This is a genomic window from Streptomyces sp. NRRL S-1022 (genome assembly GCF_000720135.1).
In the GTDB taxonomy this organism is placed as follows: Bacteria; Actinomycetota; Actinomycetes; order Streptomycetales; family Streptomycetaceae; genus Streptomyces.
In genome coordinates, this window is sequence record NZ_JOIU01000022.1 from 17992 (window position 1) to 39797 (window position 21806).

Genomic DNA, 21806 nt, shown 5'->3' on the forward strand with positions numbered 1-21806 from the left:
GGGCGCTCGGAGGTGCGGAACGCCCCGGGGAGAAGCGGGAGTCGGACGATCAGACCCGGATGACCTGCGGGCCCAGCAGGGAGTAGCGGTGGGCCTCGGCGGCCGGGAGCAGGGTGCTGGTCACGATCGCCTCCAGCGCGCCGGGCTCGGCGAACCGGCAGAAGCTGACCGCGCCGAACTTGGTGTGCACCCCCGCGAAGACCGTGCGGCGGGCGGCCCGCACGGCCTGCGCCTTGACCTCGCCGACGGCCGGGTCGGGGGTGGTCAGGCCGTGCTCGCGGGTGATGCCGTTGGCCCCGATGTAGGCCAGGTCGATCACGAACCCGGCCAGCATCTTCGTCGTCCAGTGGTCGACGGTGGCCAGGGTGCCCGGGCGGATCCGGCCGCCGAGCAGGAGGACGGAGACGTGGTCGGCCTCCGCCAGGGCGCCGGCGACCGGCAGGGACGCGGTGACCACGGTCAGCGGCCGGTCCCGGGGCAGTGCCTCGGCGATGAGCTGCGGGGTGAAGCCCTCGTCGACGAAGACGGTCTCGGCGTCCCCGAGCAGCTCGGCCGCCGCGGCGGCGATCCGGCGCTTCTCGGGCACGTGGCTGGTGGCGCGGAAGGCGAGCGTCGTCTCGAAGCCGGCGCTCTCCACCGGGTAGGCGCCGCCGTGGGTGCGGCGGAGCAGGCCGTGGTCCTCCAGGGCGCGCAGGTCGCGCCGGACGGTCTCCTTGGCCACGTCCAGGGCGGCGGCGAGCGCGGTGACGTCCACCGAGCCGGTGGCGCGGGCGGCCCGCACGATCTCGCGCCGGCGTTCCTCCGCCGTCCTGGTGGTCATGTGCGTCACCCGCTTCCCTGTGGCACTGCCCGTTCGGGCCCATGGGGGAAGTTCTACCGCCGGTGCGCGCCGCTGACCAGGCCTGTTGCGGGCCCGCTTGTGCCCGCTTCGCGGGGGCCGTGCCCGGCGCGGACCTGCGCGGCCGTCCGGGGCCGGGTGGGACCGGGCACCGCGGATGCCCGGACACGGCGGCGGGCGGGCCCGTTCGGTGCCCGCCCGCGCGCGTGGACGGTCGTTTCCGGCCGTCGGGAGCCGCCCGGGGCCCGGGGAGGCTCAGTAGGGCCAGATGGGCGGGTCGTTGACGAAGTGCCCGCCGAGGTGCCCGTGGGCCGGGTTGTCCGGGTCCAGCTCGCCCTGCTCGGCGATCAGCTTCGCGGCGTACGGCTCGGAGTCGTCCCGCGGCTCGTAACCCAGGGCCCGCGCGGTGCTCAGGTCCCACCACAGGCGGGTGTTGGCGGAGGAGCCGTAGACGACCGTGTGGCCGACCCCTTCGGCGGTCAGGGCCGCGTGGAAGAGGCGGGCGCCGTCGGCCGGGCTCATCCACACCGAGAGCATGCGGACGCTGGTGGGCTCCGGGAAGCAGGAGCCGATGCGCACGGAGACGGTCTCCAGGCCGTGCTTGTCCCAGTAGAGCTGGGCCAGGTCCTCGCCGAACGACTTCGACAATCCGTAGAAGGTGTCCGGGCGGCGCGGGGTGTCGACGGGGATCGGCGGCTCGCCCGCGCGCGGGGCCGGGGTGAAACCCACGGCGTGGTTGGAGGAGGCGAAGACGATCCGCGGCACGCCCTCCTGGCGGGCGGCCTCGTACAGGTTGTAGGTGCCCTCGATGTTGGACTTCAGGATCTTCTCGAAGGGTGCCTCCAGGGAGATCCCCGCCAGGTGCAGGACCGCGTCCACGCCCCGTACGGCCTCGCGCACCGCCTCCCGGTCGCCGAGGTCGGCGACGATCGCGTCCGGCTCGCCCTCGACGGGCCGCACGTCGAACAGGCGCAGCGTGTAGCCGTACTCCGGCAGCAGGGACCGCATCAGGGTGCCGAGCCCGCCGGCGGCACCGGTGAGCAGGATCGTGCGGGGAGCGGGCATCCTTCGATCTCCTTGAGGTCCTCGACGGCCGTGTGCATGGACAGCATTCACATGCGTGGACACGCTAGGGAGCCGCCGCGCGCCTCGTCAAGTGTGCCCTGACACGCGGAAATCCGCTGCCCTGTTGCCCGTTCGCGCGCTTGACCCGCTCCGACGGCGGCCCGTAGCGTGAAGTTGTTCAGAGATATAGACGCCGATCAGAAGCATGCACCGACAGGGAGCGCCCGTGACGCCAGCCCCTCTCGCCGCCCGGCTCCGCGACCCGAGCGGGCCGCTCTTCTTCCCCGTCACGGCCTACGGCCCCGACGGTTCACTGGACCCGGACGTCTACCGCACCCATGTGCGCCGCGGTGTCGCGGCCGGTGCCGCCGCCGTCTTCGCCTGCTGCGGCACCGGGGAGTTCCACGCGCTGCTGCCCGAGGAGTTCGAGACCTCGGTCCGGGCGGCCGTCGAGGCGGCCGAGGGGCGCGTCCCGGTCGTCGCGGGCGCCGGTTACGGTACCGCGCTCGCCGTCCGCTACGCGCGCCTCGCCGCGGACGCGGGCGCCGACGGCCTCCTCGCCATGCCGCCGTACCTCGTGCGGGCCGGGCAGGAGGGCCTGCTGCGGCACTACCGGAAGATCGCCGCGGCCACCGGCCTGCCGGTGATCGTCTACCAGCGCGACAACGCCGTCTTCACCCCGCGGACCGTGGTCGAACTGGCCCGCACCGAGGGCGTCATCGGCCTCAAGGACGGCCTCGGCGACCTCGACCTCATGCAGCGCGTCGTCAGCGCCGTCCGCACCGAGGTCCCCGGCGACTTCCTGTACTTCAACGGGCTGCCCACCGCCGAGCAGACCCAGCTCGCCTACCGCGCCCTCGGCATCACCCTGTACTCCTCGGCGGTGTTCTGCTTCGCGCCGGAGATCGCGCTCGCCTTCCACCGTGCCCTGGAGACCGGCGACCTGCCTCTCGCGCACCGCCTCCTGGACGGCTTCTACCGCCCGTTCGTGGAACTGCGCGCCCAGGGCCGCGGGTACGCCGTCTCCCTGGTCAAGGCCGGGGTGCGGCTGCGCGGCCTGGACGTCGGCGAGGTCCGGCCCCCGCTGCACGAGCCGGCCGAGGAGCACGTCGAACAGCTCGCCCGGCTGATCGAGCGCGGCTACGCCCTGCTGGAGGAGGACGCGTGAAGGCATCGGCGTTCGTCTACCCCTGGGACGTCAACGGCGACCCCGGGGCCTCCGCGCGCATCGCCGGACTCGGCGTCGAGCAGGTCACCCTCGCCGCCGCCTACCACTCCACCCGCGCGCTGACCCCGCGCCACCCCCGCCACCGCATCGTCACCGCCGAGTACGCGGCCGTGCTCTACCCGCCGGGCGACCGCTGGGCGGGCCGCGGCCTGCGGCCCCACCCCGCCGGCCGCTGGGCCCCCGGCGACGCCTACGGCGAGGCCGCCGAAGCGCTCGCCGCGGCCGGCCTGGAGGTGCACACCTGGGTCGTCCTCGCCCACAACTCCCGCCTGGGCGCCGAGCACCCGGACACCTCGGTCGTCAACGCCTACGGCGACCGCTACCCGTGGGCGCCCTGCATCGCCCAGCCCGCCACCCGCGCCTACCTGGTGGACCTGGCCGCCGAGGCCGCCGTACGCCCCGGCGCGCACGGCACCGAACTGGAGTCCCTCGGCTGGTACGGGCTCCAGCACCTGCACGCCCACGACAAGACGGCCGGCGTCGGCCTCGGGGACGCCGGGCAGTACCTGATGTCCCTGTGCTTCTGCCCGTCCTGCCGGGCCGGCTACGGCACGCGGGGCCTGGACGCCGACGCGCTCGCCGCGGCCGTGCGCGAGGCGCTGGAACCGCTGTGGCGGGGCGCCGGCGGCGACGAGGGCTGGCCGACGGTGGAGAAGCTGCTGGGGGAGGACACCGCGGCCGCCACGCGCGCGTGGCGCGACACCACCGCCCGCACCCTCCAGGAGGAGGCCGTCGCCGCCGTACGCGCCGCCGCCCCGGACGGCTTCCAGGTCCTGCTGCACGCCGACCCCGTCTCCTACCACTGCGGCGCCAACGCGGGCGTCGACCCGGCCCACGTCCTGTCCGTCGCCGACGGCGTGGTGGTGCCCTGCACCGGCGGTACGGCCCTGCTGGCGCCGTTCGCCGGACAGGCCCGGGAGGGGACGGTGCTCGCCGCCAACCTCACGGTCGTCTCCGGCATGGGCGGCAGCCCCGGCACGCTCACGGCGGACGCGGCACGCGCGCGGGCCGACGGCGCGACGGAACTGCGGCTATATCACGCCGGGTTGGCGTCCGACGAGGACCTCGCCTCGGTCCGGGAGGCGCTCGCCGCGCGCTGAAGCAGCGGCAGCGCCGTCAGCAGCAGCGCCACGCCGTACAGCGGCAGCAGCACTGCGGGGCCGGCCAGTTCGACCAGGCCGGCCCCGGCGCCGAGGCCGAGCGCGGTCGGCGCGAAGACCAGCGTGTTCGCGGTGGCCGTCGCCCGGCCGAGCAGCGGGCCGGGGGTCTCCTGCTGCACCGCGGTGAGCGCGGCGATCAGCACACAGGGCAGGCCGAGGCCGCACGCCACGCCGGTGGCCAGCGCCACCGGGTCCCACGGCACCGCCCGTGCCACCACCGCGGCCCCCGTCAGCGCGATCCCGGCCGCCGCGAACCGCCGGGCGCCCAGCCGCCGCAGCGCCGGCCCGGCGAGCAGCCCGGCGGTCACCGAGCCGGCACCCTGGGCGGCGTACAGCACGCCCGTGTAGGCGGGGGAGTGGCCGAGGCGGCCGGCCACGGCGTACACCGTCGTGCCGGCCAGCCCGCTCAGCAGCATGGTCGTACCGCCCGCCGCGACCAGCGGGCGCAGCACGGGATGGCCCCACAGGTGCCGGACCCCCTCCGCGGTCTGCCGCCGCCGGTTCCCGCCCGGCCGGGCGGGCCGCTCCTCGCGCACCCGCAGCAGGCCGCACAACCCGGCCGCGAGCAGGAAGGTGACCGCGTCCAGGCAGGCCACGGCCGGGCCGCCGCAGACCGTGTAGAGGCCCGCGCCGGTCAGCGGGGCGACGAGCTTCATGCCCTCCGTCAAGGCCATCCGCAGCCCGTTGACGTCACCCAGCAGGTCCGGGCCGACCACGGCGGTGACCAGCGCCGACTCGGCGGCGTCGGACACGGCACCGGCGGCGCCGTACAGGAACAGCACGGCGAACAGCAGCCACAGGCGGCCGGGGGAGCCGACGGTGAAGAGGACGGGGAGCAGCGCGGCGAGACCCAGGTTCAGGGCGATGAGCAGGGGCTTGCGGCGGTGCCGGTCGGCGAGGGTGCCCAGGGCGGGGCCGGCCAGGGTGGGCGCCCACATCGCCAGCATGGACAGGGCGGCCAGGCCGTCGGACCCCGTGAGGTCCTTGACCCACACGCCCGACGCCAGCCACAGCGAGGAGGTGCCGAAGCCGGACACCACCAGGGCGGTGAGGTACAGGCCCGCGTTGCGGTCGCGCAGCACGCGGAACACGGTCGGGGAAGTCGTCATGCCCGGTCATCGTGGGACTAAGGCGGGGGTCCCGGGATCGGGAGGATGCCCGGGTTCCGGGTGCGGCACGGCGGCGACAATCCGTCGGAACCTGGCAGGGACGCCCCTGGGACGCCGGGAGACGGAAACCTACCGTCGACCACATGCGCTACACCGCCCCCCTTCTCATAGGCCTGCTCTACGTCACCCTCATGTCCCTGCTCCCCGAACCCCACCGGCGCCGGGTGAACGCGATCATGGTCGCCGGCGCCGGGGCCGCCTACCTGAGCGGCGGCGGGCTCGGCGGCTGGGAGTTCGCGTTCACCGCGGTGGCCACCTGGGTGGCCTACAAGGGCCTGGACTCCTGGACGTTCATCGGCGTCGGCTGGCTGCTGCACACCGCGTGGGACGTCGTCCACCACCTCAAGGGCCACCCGATCGTCCCGTTCGCGCACGACTCCTCGTTCGGGTGCGCGCTGTGCGACCCGGTGATCGCCGTGTGGTGCCTCGCGGGCGGCCGCCGGCCGTGGGAGCGGCGGCGCGGCACCGATGAGTTTGCGGGCGCCGGCCGGTCACCCCTGCGAACGGCAGGCACGACCGTGAAGGAGTAGGACATGACCATGGTGGACCTGGGCCCCCAGACCCGGATCGTGGCGCGGCTCGCCGCGTCCGTGACCGACGAGCAGCTGACCGCCGCCACACCGTGCCCGGACCTCGGGGTGCGCCACCTGCTGGGCCATCTGCTGATGCTGTCCGTGGCCTTCCGGGACGCCGCCCGCAAGGACCTCGGTCCGACGACCGACACCGGCCCGGACGCCGCCCTGCCGGACATCGGCCCCGGCTGGCGCGAACGGCTGCCCGAGGCGCTGGAGGAGCTGGCCGCGGCCTGGCGCGACCCGGCCGCCTGGACCGGCGGGACCCGCGCCGGCGGGGTGGACCTGCCGGGCGCGGTCGCCGGTGCCGTCGTCGCCGACGAGCTGGTGATCCACGCCTGGGACCTGGCCCGCGCCACCGGCCAGGCCTACACCCCCGACCCGGCCGCCCTCGACTCGGCCCTCGTCTTCCTGCGGGCCGCGGCCGGCGACCCCACCCGCGGCGGCGGCATCTTCGGCCCCGCCGTCCCGGTCCCCGCGGACGCGCCGCTGCTGGACCGCGCGGTGGGCTTGAGCGGCCGGGACCCGGCGTGGTCGCCGCAGGCCGCCCCGCGGGCGGCCGGAGCCTGAGCCGCCCGGCGGCCGCCGGGCGGCGGAAGCGGCGCACCGGGCCTACGGTGACCCTGGGAGGGGGCACGCCGAACGACGGGTACGGAGGAAGCCGCCATGCAGGAGCACTACGTGTGGGTGACGACGCGCCGCCTTCAGCCGGGCACGCTGGAGGACTTCGAGAGTGCGTGGCGCCCGGAGCCCGCACCGCAGGGCCTGCACCGGGCCTACGCGTACTGGTCCGAGGACGGACAGGAGATCACCGGGGTGTCGTTCTGGGACTCCCGGGAGTCGTGCGACGCGTGGCGGGACTCCCCGTCGGAGGCGCAGCGGCGGGAGGCCATGGCCCCGTACGTCGCCGAGGAGCGCGAGGGCTTCTACCGGGGCCGCGAACTCACCCTGCCCAGCACCGCCCGCGGCTGACCGCGGCCGGCCCGGACCTGCGTGCCTACGGTGGAGACATGAGCGCGATCGTCGTCGTGTACGAGCTGGAACAGCCGGCGGCCGCACCCGCACCCGCCCCCGCGGCCGGGCCGCCCGGCGCCGGACGGCTCCCCCGCAGGGTGCACGCGGCGCCCGCGGCCCCCGGCCAGGCCGACACCGTCGGCCCGCGGACCCTGTGCGGCAAGGACACCTTCGCCATGGCCAGAGCGCGCCGGACACCGTCCGGGCGCCCCGGGGAGCCCTGGTACCCCGACGAGTACGCTTCCGTGGTGTGCCCGGACTGCGACGCGGTGATGGAGGTCTGAACCCCGCCGCGGCCGGGCGGTCCGGGCGGCCCGGGCGGGGCGGCGTACCCTCGGGGCCATGCCGCTCAGCCTCACCGTCCTCGGTACCGCCTCGCCCCACCCGGGACCCGACCGGCCGTGCTCCGGGTACCTGCTGTCCGGCGCGGGCGCCGAGGTGTGGGTGGACGCGGGGCCCGGCACGTTCGCCGCGTTGCAACGGCACACGGACCCGGCGCGGCTCGCCGCGATCTGGATCTCCCATCTGCACGCCGATCACAGCGCCGACCTCCTCGCCGCCGCCTACGCCTTCGCCTTCGGCGGGATGGCCCCGCCCGCACCGGTCCCGGTGTACGCGCCGCCGGGCTGCGCCCGCCGGCTGGCCGGCTTCCTCGGGCGGCCGGACGTCGACTTCCTGAAGAGCGTCCTCGACTTCCGCGACCTGTACGACGGCCATGACGTGCGGCACTGGAACCTCCGCCTGAGCGCCCGCGCCGTCGCCCACGGCACCGAGGCGTACGGGCTGCGCGCGGAGTGCCAGGGCAGTGTGGTCGCGTACTCGGGGGACAGCGGCCCCTGCCCCGCACTCGGCGAACTCGCGGCCGGAGCCGACCTGTTCCTGTGCGAGGCCGACATCGACGCCCATCGCGACGGCGAACAGGTGCACCTGACACCGGAGGACGCCGGCCGCGTCGCCCGGGCGGCACGGGTGCGGGAGCTGCTCGTCACCCACGTCGGCCCCACGCTCACCCGGGAGTCGGCCACCGCCCGGGCCGCCGCCGCGTCCGGCCGGCCCACGTTCACCGCGGTCGAGGGCGACATCCACAGCGTCTGAGGGCGCCCCGCCTTCGTCTTCGGGTTCCTTTTGCAAGAAGCATTGACGAAACCCGGGCCCCCTCCTACCGTCATCGCGTCGTACTTCGTACGTCATATATGAGACGCGATATGTGAGATCCGAGAGGGCCGCATGACCTCTGTGCCCACCCCGATCCCGTCCCGCACGCAGTACGTGCTCGACGCGATCAAACACCGCATCCTCACCGGGCAGCTGACGCCCGGACAGCCCCTGGTCGAGACGGAGCTGGCCGCGCAGTTCGGGGTGTCCAAGACCCCGGTGCGGGAGGCGCTGAAGACGCTCGCCGGGACCGGGCTGGTCGTGATGAGCCAGTACAAGGGCGTCACGGTGCGCATGGTGGACGCGGACATGGCGCGCGAGGTCTACGACGTACGACTGCTGCTCGAACCCGAGGCGCTGCGCCGGGCCGTCGCCCGGGGCGCCTCCCTCGACGCCGCCCGGGACGCGCTCACCCGCGCCGACACCGCCACCGACACCGCCGAACGCTCCCTCGCCAACCGGGGGTTCCACCGCGCCCTCTACCTGCCGTGCGGCAACCCGCTGCTCGGCCGGATGCTGGACGAGGTCCGCGACCAGGCCGCCCTCGTCTCCGCCGTCGCCTGGTCCGCCGACCCCTCCTGGGACCGGGAGGCCGCCGAGCACCGGGAGATCCTGCGGCTCGCCCTGGACGGCGACGCGGACGGCGCCGCGCACGCCCTGCGCGACCACATCGCGTCCTTCGTACGCCGTGCGTTCCCCGAGCCCCTCGCAGAGGAAGGTCAGAAATGAGCAGCGTGACGTTCGAGACCCAACGGGCGGCCCTGGCCGACGTGGTGGCCATCCCGGTGACCCCCTTCGCCGAGGACGGCTCCGTCGACAGGGACGCCCACCGGGCCCTGCTGCGTCGCGTGCTCGACGGCGGGATCACCACCCTGACCCCCAACGGCAACACCGGCGAGTTCTACGCCCTCACCCCCGAGGAGCGCCGCCTCGTCACCGAGCTGGCCGCCGACGAGGCCGGCGACCGCGCCACGCTGCTGGTCGGCGTCGGGCACGACCTGCCCACCGCGATCGCCTCCGCCCGGCACGCCCGCGACCTCGGCGCCGCCATGGTCATGGTCCACCAGCCGGTGCACCCGTACGTCTCGGCGGCCGGCTGGGTCGACTACCACCGCGCCATCGCCGAGGCCGTCCCCGGCCTGGGCGTGGTGCCCTACCTGCGCAACGCCCAGCTGCCCGGCGCCCGGCTCGCCGAACTCGCCGACCACTGCCCGAACGTCATCGGCGTCAAGTACGCCGTCCCGGACGCCGCCCGGTTCGCCGCCTTCGCCCGGGACGCGGGTCTGGAGCGCTTCGTCTGGGTGGCCGGCCTCGCCGAGCCGTACGCACCCTCCTACTTCTCCGCCGGCGCCACCGGCTTCACCTCCGGACTCGTGAACGTCGCCCCGGCCGTCTCGCTGAACATGATCGAAGCACTGCGCGCCGGCGACTACCCGGCCGCCATGAAGGTCTGGGAGCAGATCCGCCGCTTCGAGGACCTGCGCGCCGCGCACGGCAACGCCAACAACGTCACCGTCGTCAAGGAGGCCCTCGCCGCGCTCGGCCTGTGCCGCCGGGACGTGCGGCCGCCGAGCAGGCCGCTGCCCGAGGACGAGCGCGCCGAGGTCGCCGCCATCGCCGCCGGGTGGTCCATATGAACGCACCCCGCAAGAAGCCCGAGGACCTGCGCAGCCACCAGTGGTACGGCACCGACGGGCTCCGCTCGTTCAGTCACCGCGCCCGCACCCGCCAGCTCGGCTACCTGCCCGAGGAGCACCTCGGCAAGCCGGTGATCGCGATCCTCAACACCTGGTCCGACATCAACCCCTGCCACGTCCACCTGCGCGACCGCGCCCAGGCCGTCAAGCGCGGGGTGTGGCAGGCGGGCGGCTTCCCGCTGGAGTTCCCGGTCTCCACCCTGAGCGAGACCTTCCAGAAGCCGACCCCCATGCTCTACCGCAACCTGCTCGCCATGGAGACCGAGGAGCTGCTGCGCTCCTACCCGGTCGACGGCGCGGTGCTGATGGGCGGCTGCGACAAGTCCACCCCCGCGCTGCTGATGGGCGCCGCCTCCGCCGGCCTGCCCGCCGTCTTCGTGCCGGCCGGCCCCATGCTGCCCGGTCACTGGCGCGGCGAGGTCCTCGGCTCCGGCACCGACATGTGGAAGTACTGGGACGACAAGCGGGCCGGCCTCATCGGCGACTGCGAGATGGCCGAGCTGGAGAGCGGCCTGGCCCGCTCGCCGGGCCACTGCATGACGATGGGGACGGCCTCCACGCTCACCGCCGCGGCGGAGGCGCTCGGGGTGACCGTGCCGGGCGCCTCCAGCATCCCGGCGGTGGACTCCGGGCACGACCGGATGGCGGCGCGGGCGGGTATGACCGCCGTCGAACTGGTCCACCGCGGCCGCACGCTGTCCGACATCCTCACCCCCGAGGCCTTCGAGGACGCCGTCACCACCGTGCTCGGCCTCGGCGGCTCCACCAACGCCGTGATCCACCTGATCGCCATGGCCGGCCGGGCCGGCGTCCGGCTCACCCTGGACGACTTCGACCGCATCGCCCGCACGGTCCCGGTCCTCGCCAACGTCCGCCCCGGCGGCCGGACGTACCTGATGGAGGACTTCCACTTCGCCGGCGGCCTGCCCGGCTTCCTCTCCCGGATCACCGACCTGCTCCACCTGGACCGGCCGACGGTGTCGCACGACACCCTGCGCGAGCAGCTCCGGGGCGCCCGGGTGCACCACGACGACGTCATCCGCACCCGGGACAACCCGGTCGCTGCCGAGGGCGGGGTCGCCGTACTGCGCGGCAACCTGTGCCCGGACGGCGCGGTCATCAAGCACATCGCCGCCGAGCCCCACCTGCTCAAGCACACCGGCCCCGCCGTCGTCTTCGACGACTACCGGACCATGCAGCGCACCATCAACGACCCGGCGCTCGGCATCACCGCCGACCACGTCCTGGTGCTGCGCAACGCCGGCCCCAAGGGCGGCCCGGGCATGCCCGAGTACGGCATGCTGCCGATCCCGGACCACCTGCTCAAGCAGGGCGTGCGGGACATGGTCCGGATCTCCGACGCCCGCATGAGCGGCACGAGTTACGGCGCCTGCGTCCTGCACGTCGCCCCGGAGTCGTACGTCGGCGGCCCGCTGGCACTGGTGCGCACCGGGGACCTCGTCACCCTGGACGTCGGGGCCCGCAGCCTCCACCTCCACGTGGACGACGCGGAGCTGGACCGCAGGCGGGCCGAGTGGACCCCGCCGCCCGCCCGGTACGAGCGCGGCTACGGCGCCCTCTACAACGAGCAGATCACCCAGGCCGACACCGGCTGCGACTTCGCGTTCCTGGCCCGCCCGGGCACCGTGGCGGACCCGTACGCCGGCTGACGCCACCCCCGCGGTACCGCACCTCACGCACGTGTACGGAGCAAGCGCTTCCTGCACTCCCGGTAAGTGTCCCACTGCGAAACGGAGAACAGTCATGGCCCAAGCCGCAGCCGTGGCGAAACCGCCCGCGCCACCCCGGCGGCGCCGTGCCTCCGCGACCCCGCGCAGGCTGCCCTACCTGCTGATCGCCCCGGCGGCCCTGCTGATGCTGGGCTTCATCGCCTACCCGGTGCTCAGCGTCTTCTACTACAGCCTGCAGAACTACAACCCCACCAAGCCGTGGCGGAACGGATTCGCGGGCCTCGGCAACTTCACCCAGGCCTTCGCCCACGACCCCCAGTTCCGGGACACGCTGGCCTTCAGCGCCAAGTGGGTCGTGGTGGAGGTCGGGCTGCAACTGCTCTTCGGCCTGGCGCTGGCGCTCATCGTCAACCAGACCTTCGCCGGGCGGGCACTGGGCCGCGCGCTCGTCTTCTCGCCCTGGGCCGTCTCCGGCGTACTGACCTCCGCGATCTGGGTACTGCTGTACAACTCCCAGACGGGCATCACCCGTTACCTGGCGGACGCGGGGCTGGGCTCCTACGGCACCAGCTGGCTGTCGGACACCTCCACCGTGTTCCCGGCCGCGGTGGTCGCCGACCTGTGGCGCGGGGTGCCGTTCTTCGCGATCCTCATCCTCGCCGACCTCCAGTCCGTCTCCCGCGACCTGTACGAGGCCGCCGAGGTCGACGGGGCGAGCCGGCTCAAGCAGTTCTGGCACATCACCCTGCCCCACCTGAAGGACGCCATCGTCCTGTCCACGCTGCTGCGCGCGGTGTGGGAGTTCAACAACGTCGACCTGCTGTACACGCTGACGGGCGGCGGACCCGCCGGGGAGACCACGACCCTTCCCCTCTACATCGCCAACACCAGCGTCGACGCCCACAACTTCGGCTACGCCTCCGCGCTGACCACGGTGGCGTTCGTGATCCTGCTCTTCTGCTCGATCGTCTATCTGCGGCTGAGCAAGTTCGGAGGCGACTCCAAGTGATCACCGAGATCGCTCCCGCGCCCGAGCGGGTCGCGGACGAACCCGTCCGCCCCGGCGGCAGGCGCCGCGCCTGGGACGAGGTCCCGCGCTGGCAGATCTACGTCCCCCTGACCGTCTACCTCCTCTTCACCCTGATCCCGTTCTACTGGATCCTGCTCTTCGCGCTCCGCCCGGCCGGCTCCACCTCGCTGGTGCCCTGGCCGGTGACCTCCGAGCACTTCGAGAAGGTGTGGACCGAGCGCAGCTTCGGCACCTACTTCGCCAACAGCGTCTACGTCGGTCTCGCCACCCTGGTGCTGACCACCGTGGTCGCCCTGGCCGGCGGCTACGCGCTCGCCCGCTTCGACTTCCGGCTCAAGCGCGGCTTCATGCTGGCCCTGCTGTGCTCCCAGTTCGTGCCGGGCGCGCTGCTGCTGGTGCCGCTGTTCCAGATCTTCGCCAAGCTGTCGATGATCAACTCGCTCGGCAGCGTCGTCATCGCCGAGACCGTCTTCCAGCTGCCGCTGTCGATGATCCTGATCAGCGGGTTCATCCGGAACGTGCCGCACTCCCTGGAGGAGGCCGCCTGGGTGGACGGGTGCAACCGGTTCACCGCCTTCCGGATCGTCGTGCTGCCGCTGCTGCGGCCCGGGCTCATCGCCGTCGGCTCCTTCGCCTTCGTGCACGCCTGGAACCACTTCCTGTTCGCCCTGATGTTCCTGTCCGACCAGAGCAAGCAGACCATCCCGGTCGGCCTCAACACGCTGATGAGCTCGGACAGCGTCGACCTGGGCGCGCTCGCGGCCGGCGGCATCATCGCGGCCGTACCCGTGGTGATCGTGTTCGCCTTCATCCAGAAGTGGCTGATCACCGGGTTCAGCGCGGGGGCGGTGAAGGGATGAGCGTGCCCGTCGTCCTGGCGGGCGCCCGCGGCCACGGCCGCTGGCACCTGGCCAACATCCGCCGGCTCCAGGCCGCGGGGCTCGTACGGCTGGCCGGGATCTGCGAAGTGACCCCGCTGACCGGGGCGGAGATCCCCGACGGACTCGGCACGCCCGCGCAGTCCGCCGACCTCGGCGCGCTCCTGGACGCCACCGGCGCGGCGATCGCCGTCGTCTGCACACCGATCCCCACCCACACCGACCTGGCCCTCACCGCCGCCGCGCGCGGGGTGCACCTGCTGCTGGAGAAGCCGCCCGCGCCCTCCTACGCCGAGTTCCGCCGCATGGCCGACGGCGTCGCGCGGGCCGGGGTGGCCTGCCAGATCGGCTTCCAGTCGCTCGGCTCGCACGCGCTGCCCGCGATCCGGCGGCTCGTCGCCGAGGGCGCGATCGGCGAGGTCACCGGGGTCGGCGGGGCCGGGGCCTGGGCCCGCGACGAGGCCTACTACCGGCGGGCACCCTGGGCGGGACGGCGCCGGCTGAACGGCGCCGACGTGGTCGACGGGGTCCTCACCAACCCCCTCGCCCACGCCGTCGCCACCGGTCTCGCACTGCTCGGCACCACCCGCGCCGAGGACGTCACCGGCATCGAGACCGAGCTGCTGCGCGCCAACGCCATCGAGTCCGACGACACCTCCTGCGTCCGCGTCCGCACCCCGCACGGACCGGTCACCGTCGCGGCCACCCTGTGCGCCGAACACCCCGGCGAGCCCTACCTGGTGGTGCACGGCAGCAGCGGCCGGATCACCTTCTGGTACAAGCAGGACCGGGTGCTGCTCCAGCGCACCGGCCACGGCCCGGAGGAGACCGAGTACGGCCGCACCGACCTGTTGGAGAACCTCGTCGGCCACCTCGACGGCGGCACCGCGCTGCTGGTCCCGCCGGACGAGACCGGCGCCTTCATGCGGGTCGTCGAGGCCGTGCGGACCGCCCCCGACCCGGCGCCGCTGCCCGAGCACGCCTGGCGGCTGCTGCCCGCCGAGCACCGCCGGATCGTGCCCGGCGTCGACGGCCTGGTCGCCGCGTCCGCCGACACCCTCGCCCTCTACTCCGAACTGGGCGCCCCCTGGGCCCCGCCGAACGAGGTGAGCACCCGATGACGTCCTCCGACACCCTGGTCCTGCGGGTCGCGGGCCGCCCGGTCGGCCGCTACGTCACCCGGCCCGGACTGCCCGCCCGGCTCGCCCCGCGCCCCTACCTGCACCCCGTCACCACCCTGGCCGGCACGGCGGTCACCGAAGTGAGCCCCGCCGACCACGCACACCACCTCGGCGTCGGTGTCGCCGTTCCCGACGTCGAGGGGCACAACTTCTGGGGCGGCCGGACCTTCGTCCGGGACCGGGGTCCCACCGAACTCGACAACCACGGCACCCAGCGGCACACCGGCTTCCAGCTCCGCGACCCCGACGGCTTCGTGGAGGAGCTGCGCTGGGTCGCCGCCGGCACCGAGCTGCTGCGCGAACGCCGTACCGTCGCGGCCACCGGACTCACCGGCCGGGCCTGGGCGCTGGACTTCACCTTCTCCCTCACCAACGTCACCCCGGCGCCCCTGTCGATCGGCAGCCCCGCCACCAACGGCCGGCCCGGCGCGGCCTACGGCGGCTTCTTCTGGCGGCCCCGCAAGGAGGCCGCCGCACCGCGGGTGTTCACCGCCGACCGGGACGGCGAGGCCGCGGTGCACGGCACCCGCGCCGACTGGCTCGCGCTGGCCGGACCGGGGTCCCCGCGGCCGGGCGGAGCCGGGAGCGGGGGAGGCTGGACACTGGTCTTCGCCGGGGCCACCGAGGACACCCGCCGGGACCCGTGGTTCGTCCGGGCCGCCGAGTACCCGGGAGTGGGGTCCTGTCTGGCGCACTCCCGGCGGCCGGCCGTCGCGCCGGGCGGGACCCTCGTACGCCGGATCGTCACGGTCGTCGCCGACGGCGCCCTGTCCCGCGACGAGGCCGCGGCGCTGGTCCGCAAGGCGGTGGCCCAGTGAACACCTACACCAACCCGGTCCTGGACGCCGACTGGTCCGACCCCGACGTCGTCCGCGTCGGCGACGACTTCTACCTCACCGCCTCCAGCTTCGGCCGCGCCCCCGGACTGCCCCTGCTGCACTCGCGGAACCTGGTCGACTGGACGCTCGTCGGCCACGCCCTGGAACGCCTGGAACCGGAGCAGGAGTTCGCCCGGCCCCGGCACGACCGCGGGGTCTGGGCGCCGTCCGTCCGGCACCACGACGACCGCTTCTGGATCTTCTGGGGCGATCCGGACCACGGGATCTTCCAGGTCAACGCGCCCGAGATCAGGGGCCCCTGGACCAGCCCGCACCTGGTGAAGGCGGGCCGGGGCCTGATCGACCCGTGCCCGCTGTGGGACGACGAGAACGGCGAGGCCTACCTCGTGCACGCCTGGGCCAAGTCCCGCTCCGGCGTCAAGAACCGCCTCACCGGCCACCGGATGCACCCCGACGGCACCTCGCTGCTCGACGAGGGCAAGGTGATCGTCGACGGGGACCGCATCCCCGGCTGGTTCACCCTGGAAGGTCCCAAGCTCTACCGGCACGACGGCTGGTTCTGGATCCTCGCGCCCGCCGGGGGAGTGGAGACCGGCTGGCAGGGGGCGTTCCGCTCGCGCGGCTTCTTCGGCCCGTACGAGGAACGGATCGTCCTGGAGCAGGGGGACACCGACGTCAACGGGCCGCACCAGGGCGGCTGGGTGCGCACCGCGGCCGGCGAGGACTGGTTCCTGCACTTCCAGCAGCGCGGCGCCTACGGCCGGGTCGTCCACCTCCAGCCGATGCGCTGGGGCGGCGACGGCTGGCCGGTCCTCGGCGACGCGGGCACGCCCGTCGCCGTGCACCGCCGGCCGGACCTCCCGCCGCAGCCGCCCGCCGCGCCCGCCACCGACGACGACTTCCCCGGCGGCCGGTACGGCCGGCAGTGGCAGTGGACCGCCAACCCGGGCGACGGCTGGGCCACCCAGCACTCCGGCGACGGACTGCGGCTGACCTGCGTCCGCTCGGCCGACGCCCACGACCCGCGGAAGCTGCCGAACGTCCTCACCCAGCGGCTGCCCGGCCGGCCGAGCACGGTCGAGGTCGAGCTGCGGCTGGACGGCACCGAGCCGGGCGCGCGGGCCGGACTCGTGGTGCTCGGGGACGCCTTCTCGTGGATCGGTCTGGAGCGCGGGGCCGACGGCACGGTCCGGCTCGTGCACCGGTTCGCGGAGGCCGCCGCCGACCGGGAGCGCGACGCCGGGCCGGCCTGCCCGGCCCCCGGGGGACGGGCACGGCTGCGGATCGACGCCGGCGCCGGGGCCCGCTGCCGTTTCCGCTACGACGTCGGTGACGGCCTGCGTCCGTCCGGGCCCGTCTTCGCGGCCACGCCCTGGCGCTGGGTCGGCGCCCTGCTCGGCCTGTTCGCCGTCGCGCCCCGGGGACCGGGCTCCGCGGGGTCCGCCACGTTCACCCGGTTCCGGATCACACCCCCGACGCCACCGGACCGGTAGCACCCGGGCCCCGGGCACCTCCCCGGCCCGCGGCAGCGCACCGGTCGCCGAAGTCTTCCCCCCACAGCCGCATCACCGTTGGAATCACAAGAAGAGAGCCGACCATGACAAGCAGCATCCGCAACCGCAGAAGCAGGCGCGCCGCCCTGGCCGTCGCCCTGGGCTCCGTCCTCGCGCTGACCGCCACCGCCTGCGGCGACGACGGCAGCGGCGGCGCGGGGGAGAAGGGGAACGAGGGGTCCGGCAAGGGCACGATCACCTTCTGGGACAACAACGGCGGTGTCCGCACCGACATCTGGAAGCAGATCATCGCCGACTTCGAGAACGAGCACCCGGACATCAAGGTCAAGTACGTCGGCATCCCGGCGGCCGGCGCCCAGTCCAAGTACGACACCGCCATCCAGGGCGGCGGCCTGCCGGACGTCGGCGGTGTGGGCACCGCGATGCTCGCCGAGGTCGCGGTCCAGGGCGCGCTGGAACCGCTGGACAGCCGGCTGGAGAAGAGCCCGCTGAACGGGAAGCTGAGCCGGAACCTGATCGACGTCAGCAAGGCGGCGGGCGGCGGGGGCGCGCTGTACCAGGTGCCGACCTCCGCCAACAACGGCACGCTGTGGTACCGGACCGACCTGTTCGAGAAGGCCGGCCTGGACGCGCCGACCACCTGGTCGAAGTTCTACGAGGCCGCCGGCAAGCTCACGGACAAGGGGAAGAACCAGTTCGGCTTCACCATCCGCGGCGGCGAGGGCGCCATCGCGCCGGCCCTCGACGCGGTGTACGGCCAGACCGGGATCACCTCGTTCTGGAACGGCGACAAGACCACCGTGAACGACCCCAGGAACGTGGCCGCCCTGGAGAAGTACGTCGCGCTCTACAAGAAGGACACCCCGTCCGCCGACGTGAACAACGACTTCACCAAGATGGTCGCCCAGTGGGACAGCGGCACGATCGGCATGCTGAGCCACAACCTGGGCTCGTACCAGGACCATCTGAAGGCGCTGGGCAAGGACAGGTTCCGGGGGGTTCCGAACCCCACGCTGGACGACGGCACCCGGGTGCAGGTCTCCAACCCGGTGGACGGGCTCAGCCTGTTCAAGTCCAGCAAGAACAAGGCGGCCGCCTGGAAGTTCATCGAGTTCGCCGTCTCCGCCAAGGAGAACTCCAAGTTCAACCGGTCCGCCGGGCAGGTCCCGGCGAACACCGACGCGGCCCGGGACACGTGGATCCGGCAGGCCGAGCCGACGAAGCTGGCGGCCGAGGCGCTGAACGGGAGCGACACGAAGATCGTGCAGCTGCCGTACTACCTGCCCGACTGGAACACGATCTCCAAGGCGGACAACGAGCCGAACTTCCAGAAGGTGCTGCTCGGGAAGATGAGCGCGAAGGAGTTCCTGGACATCCTGGCCGACCAGCTGAACAAGGCGCAGGCCGACTGGAAGAAGAACCACTAGTCGAAAGGCACGGGTTGTGTCCCTCACGCGCAGACAGGTCACGTCCGCCGCACTCGCCGCCGTTCCGCTCGCCGGGCGTTCCCCTCGCACCTCCCGCACGCTCCACATCGCCGGTGATTCCACCGCCGCCCAGAAGTACGCCGACGCCGCTCCCGAGACGGGCTGGGCCATGGCGCTTCCGTTCTTCCTCCGCAAGGAGGTGGAAGTCGCCAACCACGCGGTGAACGGCCGGAGTTCGAAGAGCTTCGTCGACGAAGGCCGGCTCGACGCGATCCTCGCCGGGATCCGCACCGGCGACGTCCTGATCGTCCAGTTCGCGCACAACGACGAGAAGGCCACCGACCCCGCCCGGTACACCGAGCCGTGGACGACGTACCGGCAGTATCTGCGGCGGTACGTCGACGGGGCCCGGTCCCGCGGCGCCCGGCCCGTCCTCGCCACCCCGGTGGAGCGCCGCAGGTTCGACGCCGACGGCAACGCCCAGCCGACCCACGGCGACTACCCGGCGGCCATGCGGGCCCTGGCCGGGGAGGAGAGGGTGCCGCTGCTCGACGTCCAGGCGCTGTCGCTCGCGCTGTGGCAGCGGCTCGGGGCGGAGGAGACGAAGACCTACTTCAACTGGACCGCCACCGAGCAGGACAACACCCACTTCAACCCGCCGGGCGCCATCGCCGTGGCCCGGCTGGTGGCGCAGGAGCTGCTGCGCACCCGGGTGCTGGCCCGGTCCGGCGTCGTACGGCTGCACGAGGACGTCCCGGCGTCCTGGATCACCTGGCCGCCCGCACCCGCACCCGCACCCGCACCCGCACCCTGAGCTTCGTCACAGAGGAGAACCGCACAGTGCGTACACCGAAATGTCATGGACGGGTCATGAGTGCCCTGGTGGGCGGCGCGGCCCTCGTCCTCGCCGTCACCGGCACCGCGTCCGCGCGGCCCGTCCACCAGGCCGGCCCCGACCGGCAGGTGCTGGCCGCCCAGGACGGCTGGGCGGCCTACGGCACCGGCACCACCGGCGGAGCCGCCGCCGACGCCGCGCACGTGTACACCGTCACCACCTGGGAGCAGTTCAAGGCGGCCCTGGCCGACGGCGGCAGCGCACCGAAGATCGTCTGGGTCAGGGGCACGATCGACGCCGACGGACCGGGCTGCGACGCGTTCGCCGTGCCCGGGTACGACTTCGCCGCCTATCTGAAGACGTACGACCCGGCGGTGTGGGGCCGTGCCAAGAACCTCGACGGCGAGCCCGACGACAGCCCCGAGGGCCTGCGCCGCGCCTCCGCCGCACACCAGGACGCCTTCATCAAGGCGGACGTCCCGGCCAACACCACCATCATCGGCGTCGGCCGGAACGCCGGCTTCAAGGGCGCCAGCCTCCAGATCAAGGGCGTCGACAACGTCATCGTCCGCAACCTGGCCTTCGAAAGCCCCCTGGACTGCTTCCCGCAGTGGGACCCGACCGACACCGCCGACGGCAACTGGAACTCCGAGTACGACAGCGCCGTCGTGTACGGCTCCACCCACGTGTGGATCGACCACGACACGTTCACCGACGGGGAGCACCCGGACAGCACCCTCCCGTCGTACTACGGCCGGATCTACGAGCAGCACGACGGCGAGCTGGACATCGTCAAGGGCGCCGACTACGTCACCGCCTCCTGGAACGTCTTCGAGGACCACGACAAGACGATCCTCATCGGCAACAGCGACGGCGCCTCCACGGCCGCCGTCGACCGCGGGCACCTGAAGGTCACCTTCCACCACAACCTGTTCCGGAACCTGGTCGAGCGGGCCCCGCGCGTCCGCTTCGGGCAGGTCGACTCGTACAACAACCACTTCGTCGCCGGCGACGGCTTCTCCTACAGCTACGGCATCGGCATGGAGTCCCGGCTGGTCGCCGAGCACAACGCGTTCACCCTGCCCGACGGCGTCCGGGCCGGCTCGATCCTGAAGAAGTGGAAGGAGGCGCCGGTCACCGCCGCCGACAACTACGTCAACGGCGTGCCGACGGACCTCGTCGCCGTCCACAACGCGCAGGTGCCCGGCGAGATCCTCCAGTCCGGGGCCGGATGGACGCCCGCCCTGCGGACCAGGGTCGACCGGCCGCAGGCCGTCCCCGGCCTCGTCGGCCATGGCGCGGGCGCCGGACACCTGCGCTGACCCCCACCGGCCGGGGCGCAGGACGCCCCGGCCGCCCTCCTCCCCGGAGCCGCCCTCCTAAGGAGCACGCCCATGTCCCTGTCCAGACGGGGTCTGTTCACCGCGAGCGCCGGGGCCGCCGCCGCGCTCGCCCTGACGTCCGCGCCCGCACACGCCCGCACCCGCCCGTTCGGCCGCTACGGCTCCCCGGCCCGCCGCCTCACCCCGGGCACCCTGTACGTCGACCCGCACGGCCGCGGCGACTTCACCTCCGTCCGGGCCGCGGTCACCGCCGCCACCGGCAGCGGCCGGACCCTGGTGATCGCCCCCGGCAGCTACCGGGAGACGGTCTCCGTCGACGCCGGCCGTACGGAGATGACCTGGATCGGCGCCTCCGAGAACCCCCGGGACGTCGTGATCGTGTACGACAACGCGGCCGGCACCCCCAAGCCCGGCGGCGGCACCTACGGCACCAGCGGTTCGGCGACGACCACCGTGCAGGCCGACGGGTTCACCGCCCGCTGGATCACCTTCGCCAACGACTGGCTGCGCGCCGGCCACCCGGACATCAGCGGCACCCAGGCGGTCGCCCTCAAGGTGCAGGGCGACCGCAGCGCCTTCCTGCACTGCCGCTTCCTCGGCCACCAGGACACCCTGTACGCCGACTCCGCGGCCCTCGGCACCTTCGCCCGCCAGTACTACGCGCACTGCTACGTCGAGGGGGACGTCGACTTCGTCTTCGGGCGGGCCACCGCCGTGTACGAGCACTGCCGCTTCCACACCCTGAACCGGACCGACCTGGCCGCGGCGCCGTACGGTTTCGTCTTCGCGCCCTCCACGGCCGCCGCCGGCCCGCGCGGCTACCTGGTCACCCGCAGCCGTGTCACCAGCGAGGCCCCCGACGCCGCCTACAAGCTGGCCCGCCCCTGGGTGCCCGGCTCCGACCCCACCGCCCGCCCGATGCTCACCGTCCGCGACACCTGGCTCGGCCCCGGCATCGACGCGGCCGCCCCCTACACGAACATGTCGGCGGCGCACCCCTGGCAGGACCAGCGCTTCGCCGAGTACCGCAACTCCGGCCCCGGCGCGGTCGTCACCGTCCCCGAGAACCGGCCCCAGCTGACTCCGGCCGAGGCCGCCCTGCACACCCCGGCGGCCTACCTCGGCGACTGGCACCCCTGCTGAACCGCTCCCGACGAACCGGCCGGCATC

22 protein-coding genes are annotated in these 21806 nt (G+C 73.7%); 19 read left to right on the forward strand and 3 right to left on the reverse strand.

Features of this window, described 5'->3' with window-relative positions:
* Positions 1-49: 49 nt before the first annotated feature.
* Positions 50-820, reverse strand: a complete 771-nt coding sequence (locus tag IG05_RS0129085) for a DeoR/GlpR family DNA-binding transcription regulator (protein ID WP_030346996.1) — start codon at positions 818-820, stop codon at positions 50-52.
* Between the two features lie 273 nt (positions 821-1093).
* Positions 1094-1903 carry an NAD-dependent epimerase/dehydratase family protein gene (locus tag IG05_RS0129090; RefSeq protein WP_030346997.1) on the reverse strand — a complete coding sequence of 270 codons (810 nt, stop codon included), beginning with the start codon at positions 1901-1903 and terminating at the stop codon, positions 1094-1096.
* 226 nt (positions 1904-2129) lie between these two features.
* Between IG05_RS0129090 and IG05_RS0129095 the strand changes: the two genes are divergently transcribed.
* Both IG05_RS0129095 and IG05_RS0129100 read left to right on the forward strand, forming a co-directional pair.
* A complete protein-coding gene (locus tag IG05_RS0129095; protein WP_030346998.1) occupies positions 2130-3071 on the forward strand; it encodes a 5-dehydro-4-deoxyglucarate dehydratase in 942 nt (313 codons plus the stop codon).
* A complete protein-coding gene (locus IG05_RS0129100) occupies positions 3068-4231 on the forward strand; it encodes a hypothetical protein (RefSeq protein ID WP_030346999.1) in 1164 nt (387 codons plus the stop codon). Before IG05_RS0129095 ends, IG05_RS0129100 begins: the two co-directional genes overlap by 4 nt.
* On the opposite strand, the gene IG05_RS0129105 is transcribed toward IG05_RS0129100, so the two are convergent.
* Positions 4168-5400 (reverse strand): MFS transporter, encoded by a 1233-nt coding sequence (locus tag IG05_RS0129105; protein ID WP_030347000.1) that lies wholly within the window; start codon positions 5398-5400, stop codon positions 4168-4170. The two genes, IG05_RS0129100 and IG05_RS0129105, sit on opposite strands and share 64 nt — an antisense overlap.
* Before the next feature lie 143 nt (positions 5401-5543).
* On the opposite strand from IG05_RS0129105, the gene IG05_RS0129110 reads away from it, so the two are divergent.
* From IG05_RS0129110 to IG05_RS0129190, 17 genes are all read left to right on the forward strand, one after another.
* Positions 5544-5990 (forward strand): DUF6010 family protein, encoded by a 447-nt coding sequence (locus IG05_RS0129110; protein WP_030347001.1) that lies wholly within the window; start codon positions 5544-5546, stop codon positions 5988-5990.
* 3 nt (positions 5991-5993) lie between these two features.
* Positions 5994-6602, forward strand: coding sequence for a TIGR03086 family metal-binding protein (locus tag IG05_RS0129115; protein WP_030347002.1), 609 nt, complete (start codon positions 5994-5996; stop codon positions 6600-6602).
* A 96-nt stretch (positions 6603-6698) separates the two neighbouring features.
* Positions 6699-7004, forward strand: a complete 306-nt coding sequence (locus IG05_RS0129120; RefSeq protein WP_030347003.1) for a hypothetical protein — start codon at positions 6699-6701, stop codon at positions 7002-7004.
* A gap of 38 nt (positions 7005-7042) precedes the next feature.
* Positions 7043-7330 (forward strand): hypothetical protein, encoded by a 288-nt coding sequence (locus IG05_RS0129125; RefSeq protein WP_030347004.1) that lies wholly within the window; start codon positions 7043-7045, stop codon positions 7328-7330.
* A gap of 58 nt (positions 7331-7388) precedes the next feature.
* Positions 7389-8141, forward strand: coding sequence for an MBL fold metallo-hydrolase (locus tag IG05_RS0129130; protein WP_030347005.1), 753 nt, complete (start codon positions 7389-7391; stop codon positions 8139-8141).
* Positions 8142-8273: 132 nt separating this feature from the next.
* Positions 8274-8930, forward strand: a complete 657-nt coding sequence (locus IG05_RS0129135; protein WP_030347006.1) for a GntR family transcriptional regulator — start codon at positions 8274-8276, stop codon at positions 8928-8930.
* Positions 8927-9838 carry a dihydrodipicolinate synthase family protein gene (locus IG05_RS0129140; RefSeq protein ID WP_030347007.1) on the forward strand — a complete coding sequence of 304 codons (912 nt, stop codon included), beginning with the start codon at positions 8927-8929 and terminating at the stop codon, positions 9836-9838. The genes IG05_RS0129135 and IG05_RS0129140 overlap by 4 nt, the downstream gene beginning before the upstream one ends.
* Positions 9835-11568 carry an L-arabinonate dehydratase gene (araD, locus tag IG05_RS0129145; RefSeq protein ID WP_030347008.1) on the forward strand — a complete coding sequence of 578 codons (1734 nt, stop codon included), beginning with the start codon at positions 9835-9837 and terminating at the stop codon, positions 11566-11568. The genes IG05_RS0129140 and araD overlap by 4 nt, the downstream gene beginning before the upstream one ends.
* A gap of 94 nt (positions 11569-11662) precedes the next feature.
* Positions 11663-12598 carry a carbohydrate ABC transporter permease gene (locus IG05_RS0129150; RefSeq protein ID WP_030347009.1) on the forward strand — a complete coding sequence of 312 codons (936 nt, stop codon included), beginning with the start codon at positions 11663-11665 and terminating at the stop codon, positions 12596-12598.
* Positions 12595-13479: a carbohydrate ABC transporter permease gene (locus IG05_RS0129155; protein ID WP_030347010.1), complete on the forward strand. Its 885-nt coding sequence runs from the start codon at positions 12595-12597 to the stop codon at positions 13477-13479. Before IG05_RS0129150 ends, IG05_RS0129155 begins: the two co-directional genes overlap by 4 nt.
* On the forward strand, positions 13476-14618 hold the full coding sequence (locus tag IG05_RS0129160) for a Gfo/Idh/MocA family protein (protein WP_030347011.1): 1143 nt from the start codon (positions 13476-13478) through the stop codon (positions 14616-14618). The genes IG05_RS0129155 and IG05_RS0129160 overlap by 4 nt, the downstream gene beginning before the upstream one ends.
* On the forward strand, positions 14615-15496 hold the full coding sequence (locus IG05_RS0129165; RefSeq protein WP_030347012.1) for a PmoA family protein: 882 nt from the start codon (positions 14615-14617) through the stop codon (positions 15494-15496). The genes IG05_RS0129160 and IG05_RS0129165 overlap by 4 nt, the downstream gene beginning before the upstream one ends.
* Entirely contained in the window at positions 15493-17010 is a 1518-nt protein-coding gene (locus IG05_RS0129170) for a glycoside hydrolase 43 family protein (protein ID WP_030347013.1), read from the forward strand. Before IG05_RS0129165 ends, IG05_RS0129170 begins: the two co-directional genes overlap by 4 nt.
* Positions 17011-17114: 104 nt before the next feature.
* A complete protein-coding gene (locus tag IG05_RS0129175; protein WP_030347014.1) occupies positions 17115-18458 on the forward strand; it encodes an ABC transporter substrate-binding protein in 1344 nt (447 codons plus the stop codon).
* Between the two features lie 16 nt (positions 18459-18474).
* A complete protein-coding gene (locus IG05_RS0129180; protein ID WP_030347015.1) occupies positions 18475-19272 on the forward strand; it encodes a rhamnogalacturonan acetylesterase in 798 nt (265 codons plus the stop codon).
* Positions 19273-19328: 56 nt separating this feature from the next.
* Positions 19329-20615, forward strand: a complete 1287-nt coding sequence (locus tag IG05_RS0129185; RefSeq protein WP_051790381.1) for a pectate lyase family protein — start codon at positions 19329-19331, stop codon at positions 20613-20615.
* 72 nt (positions 20616-20687) lie between these two features.
* Positions 20688-21779, forward strand: a complete 1092-nt coding sequence (locus tag IG05_RS0129190; RefSeq protein ID WP_030347017.1) for a pectinesterase family protein — start codon at positions 20688-20690, stop codon at positions 21777-21779.
* Positions 21780-21806: the final 27 nt, after the last annotated feature.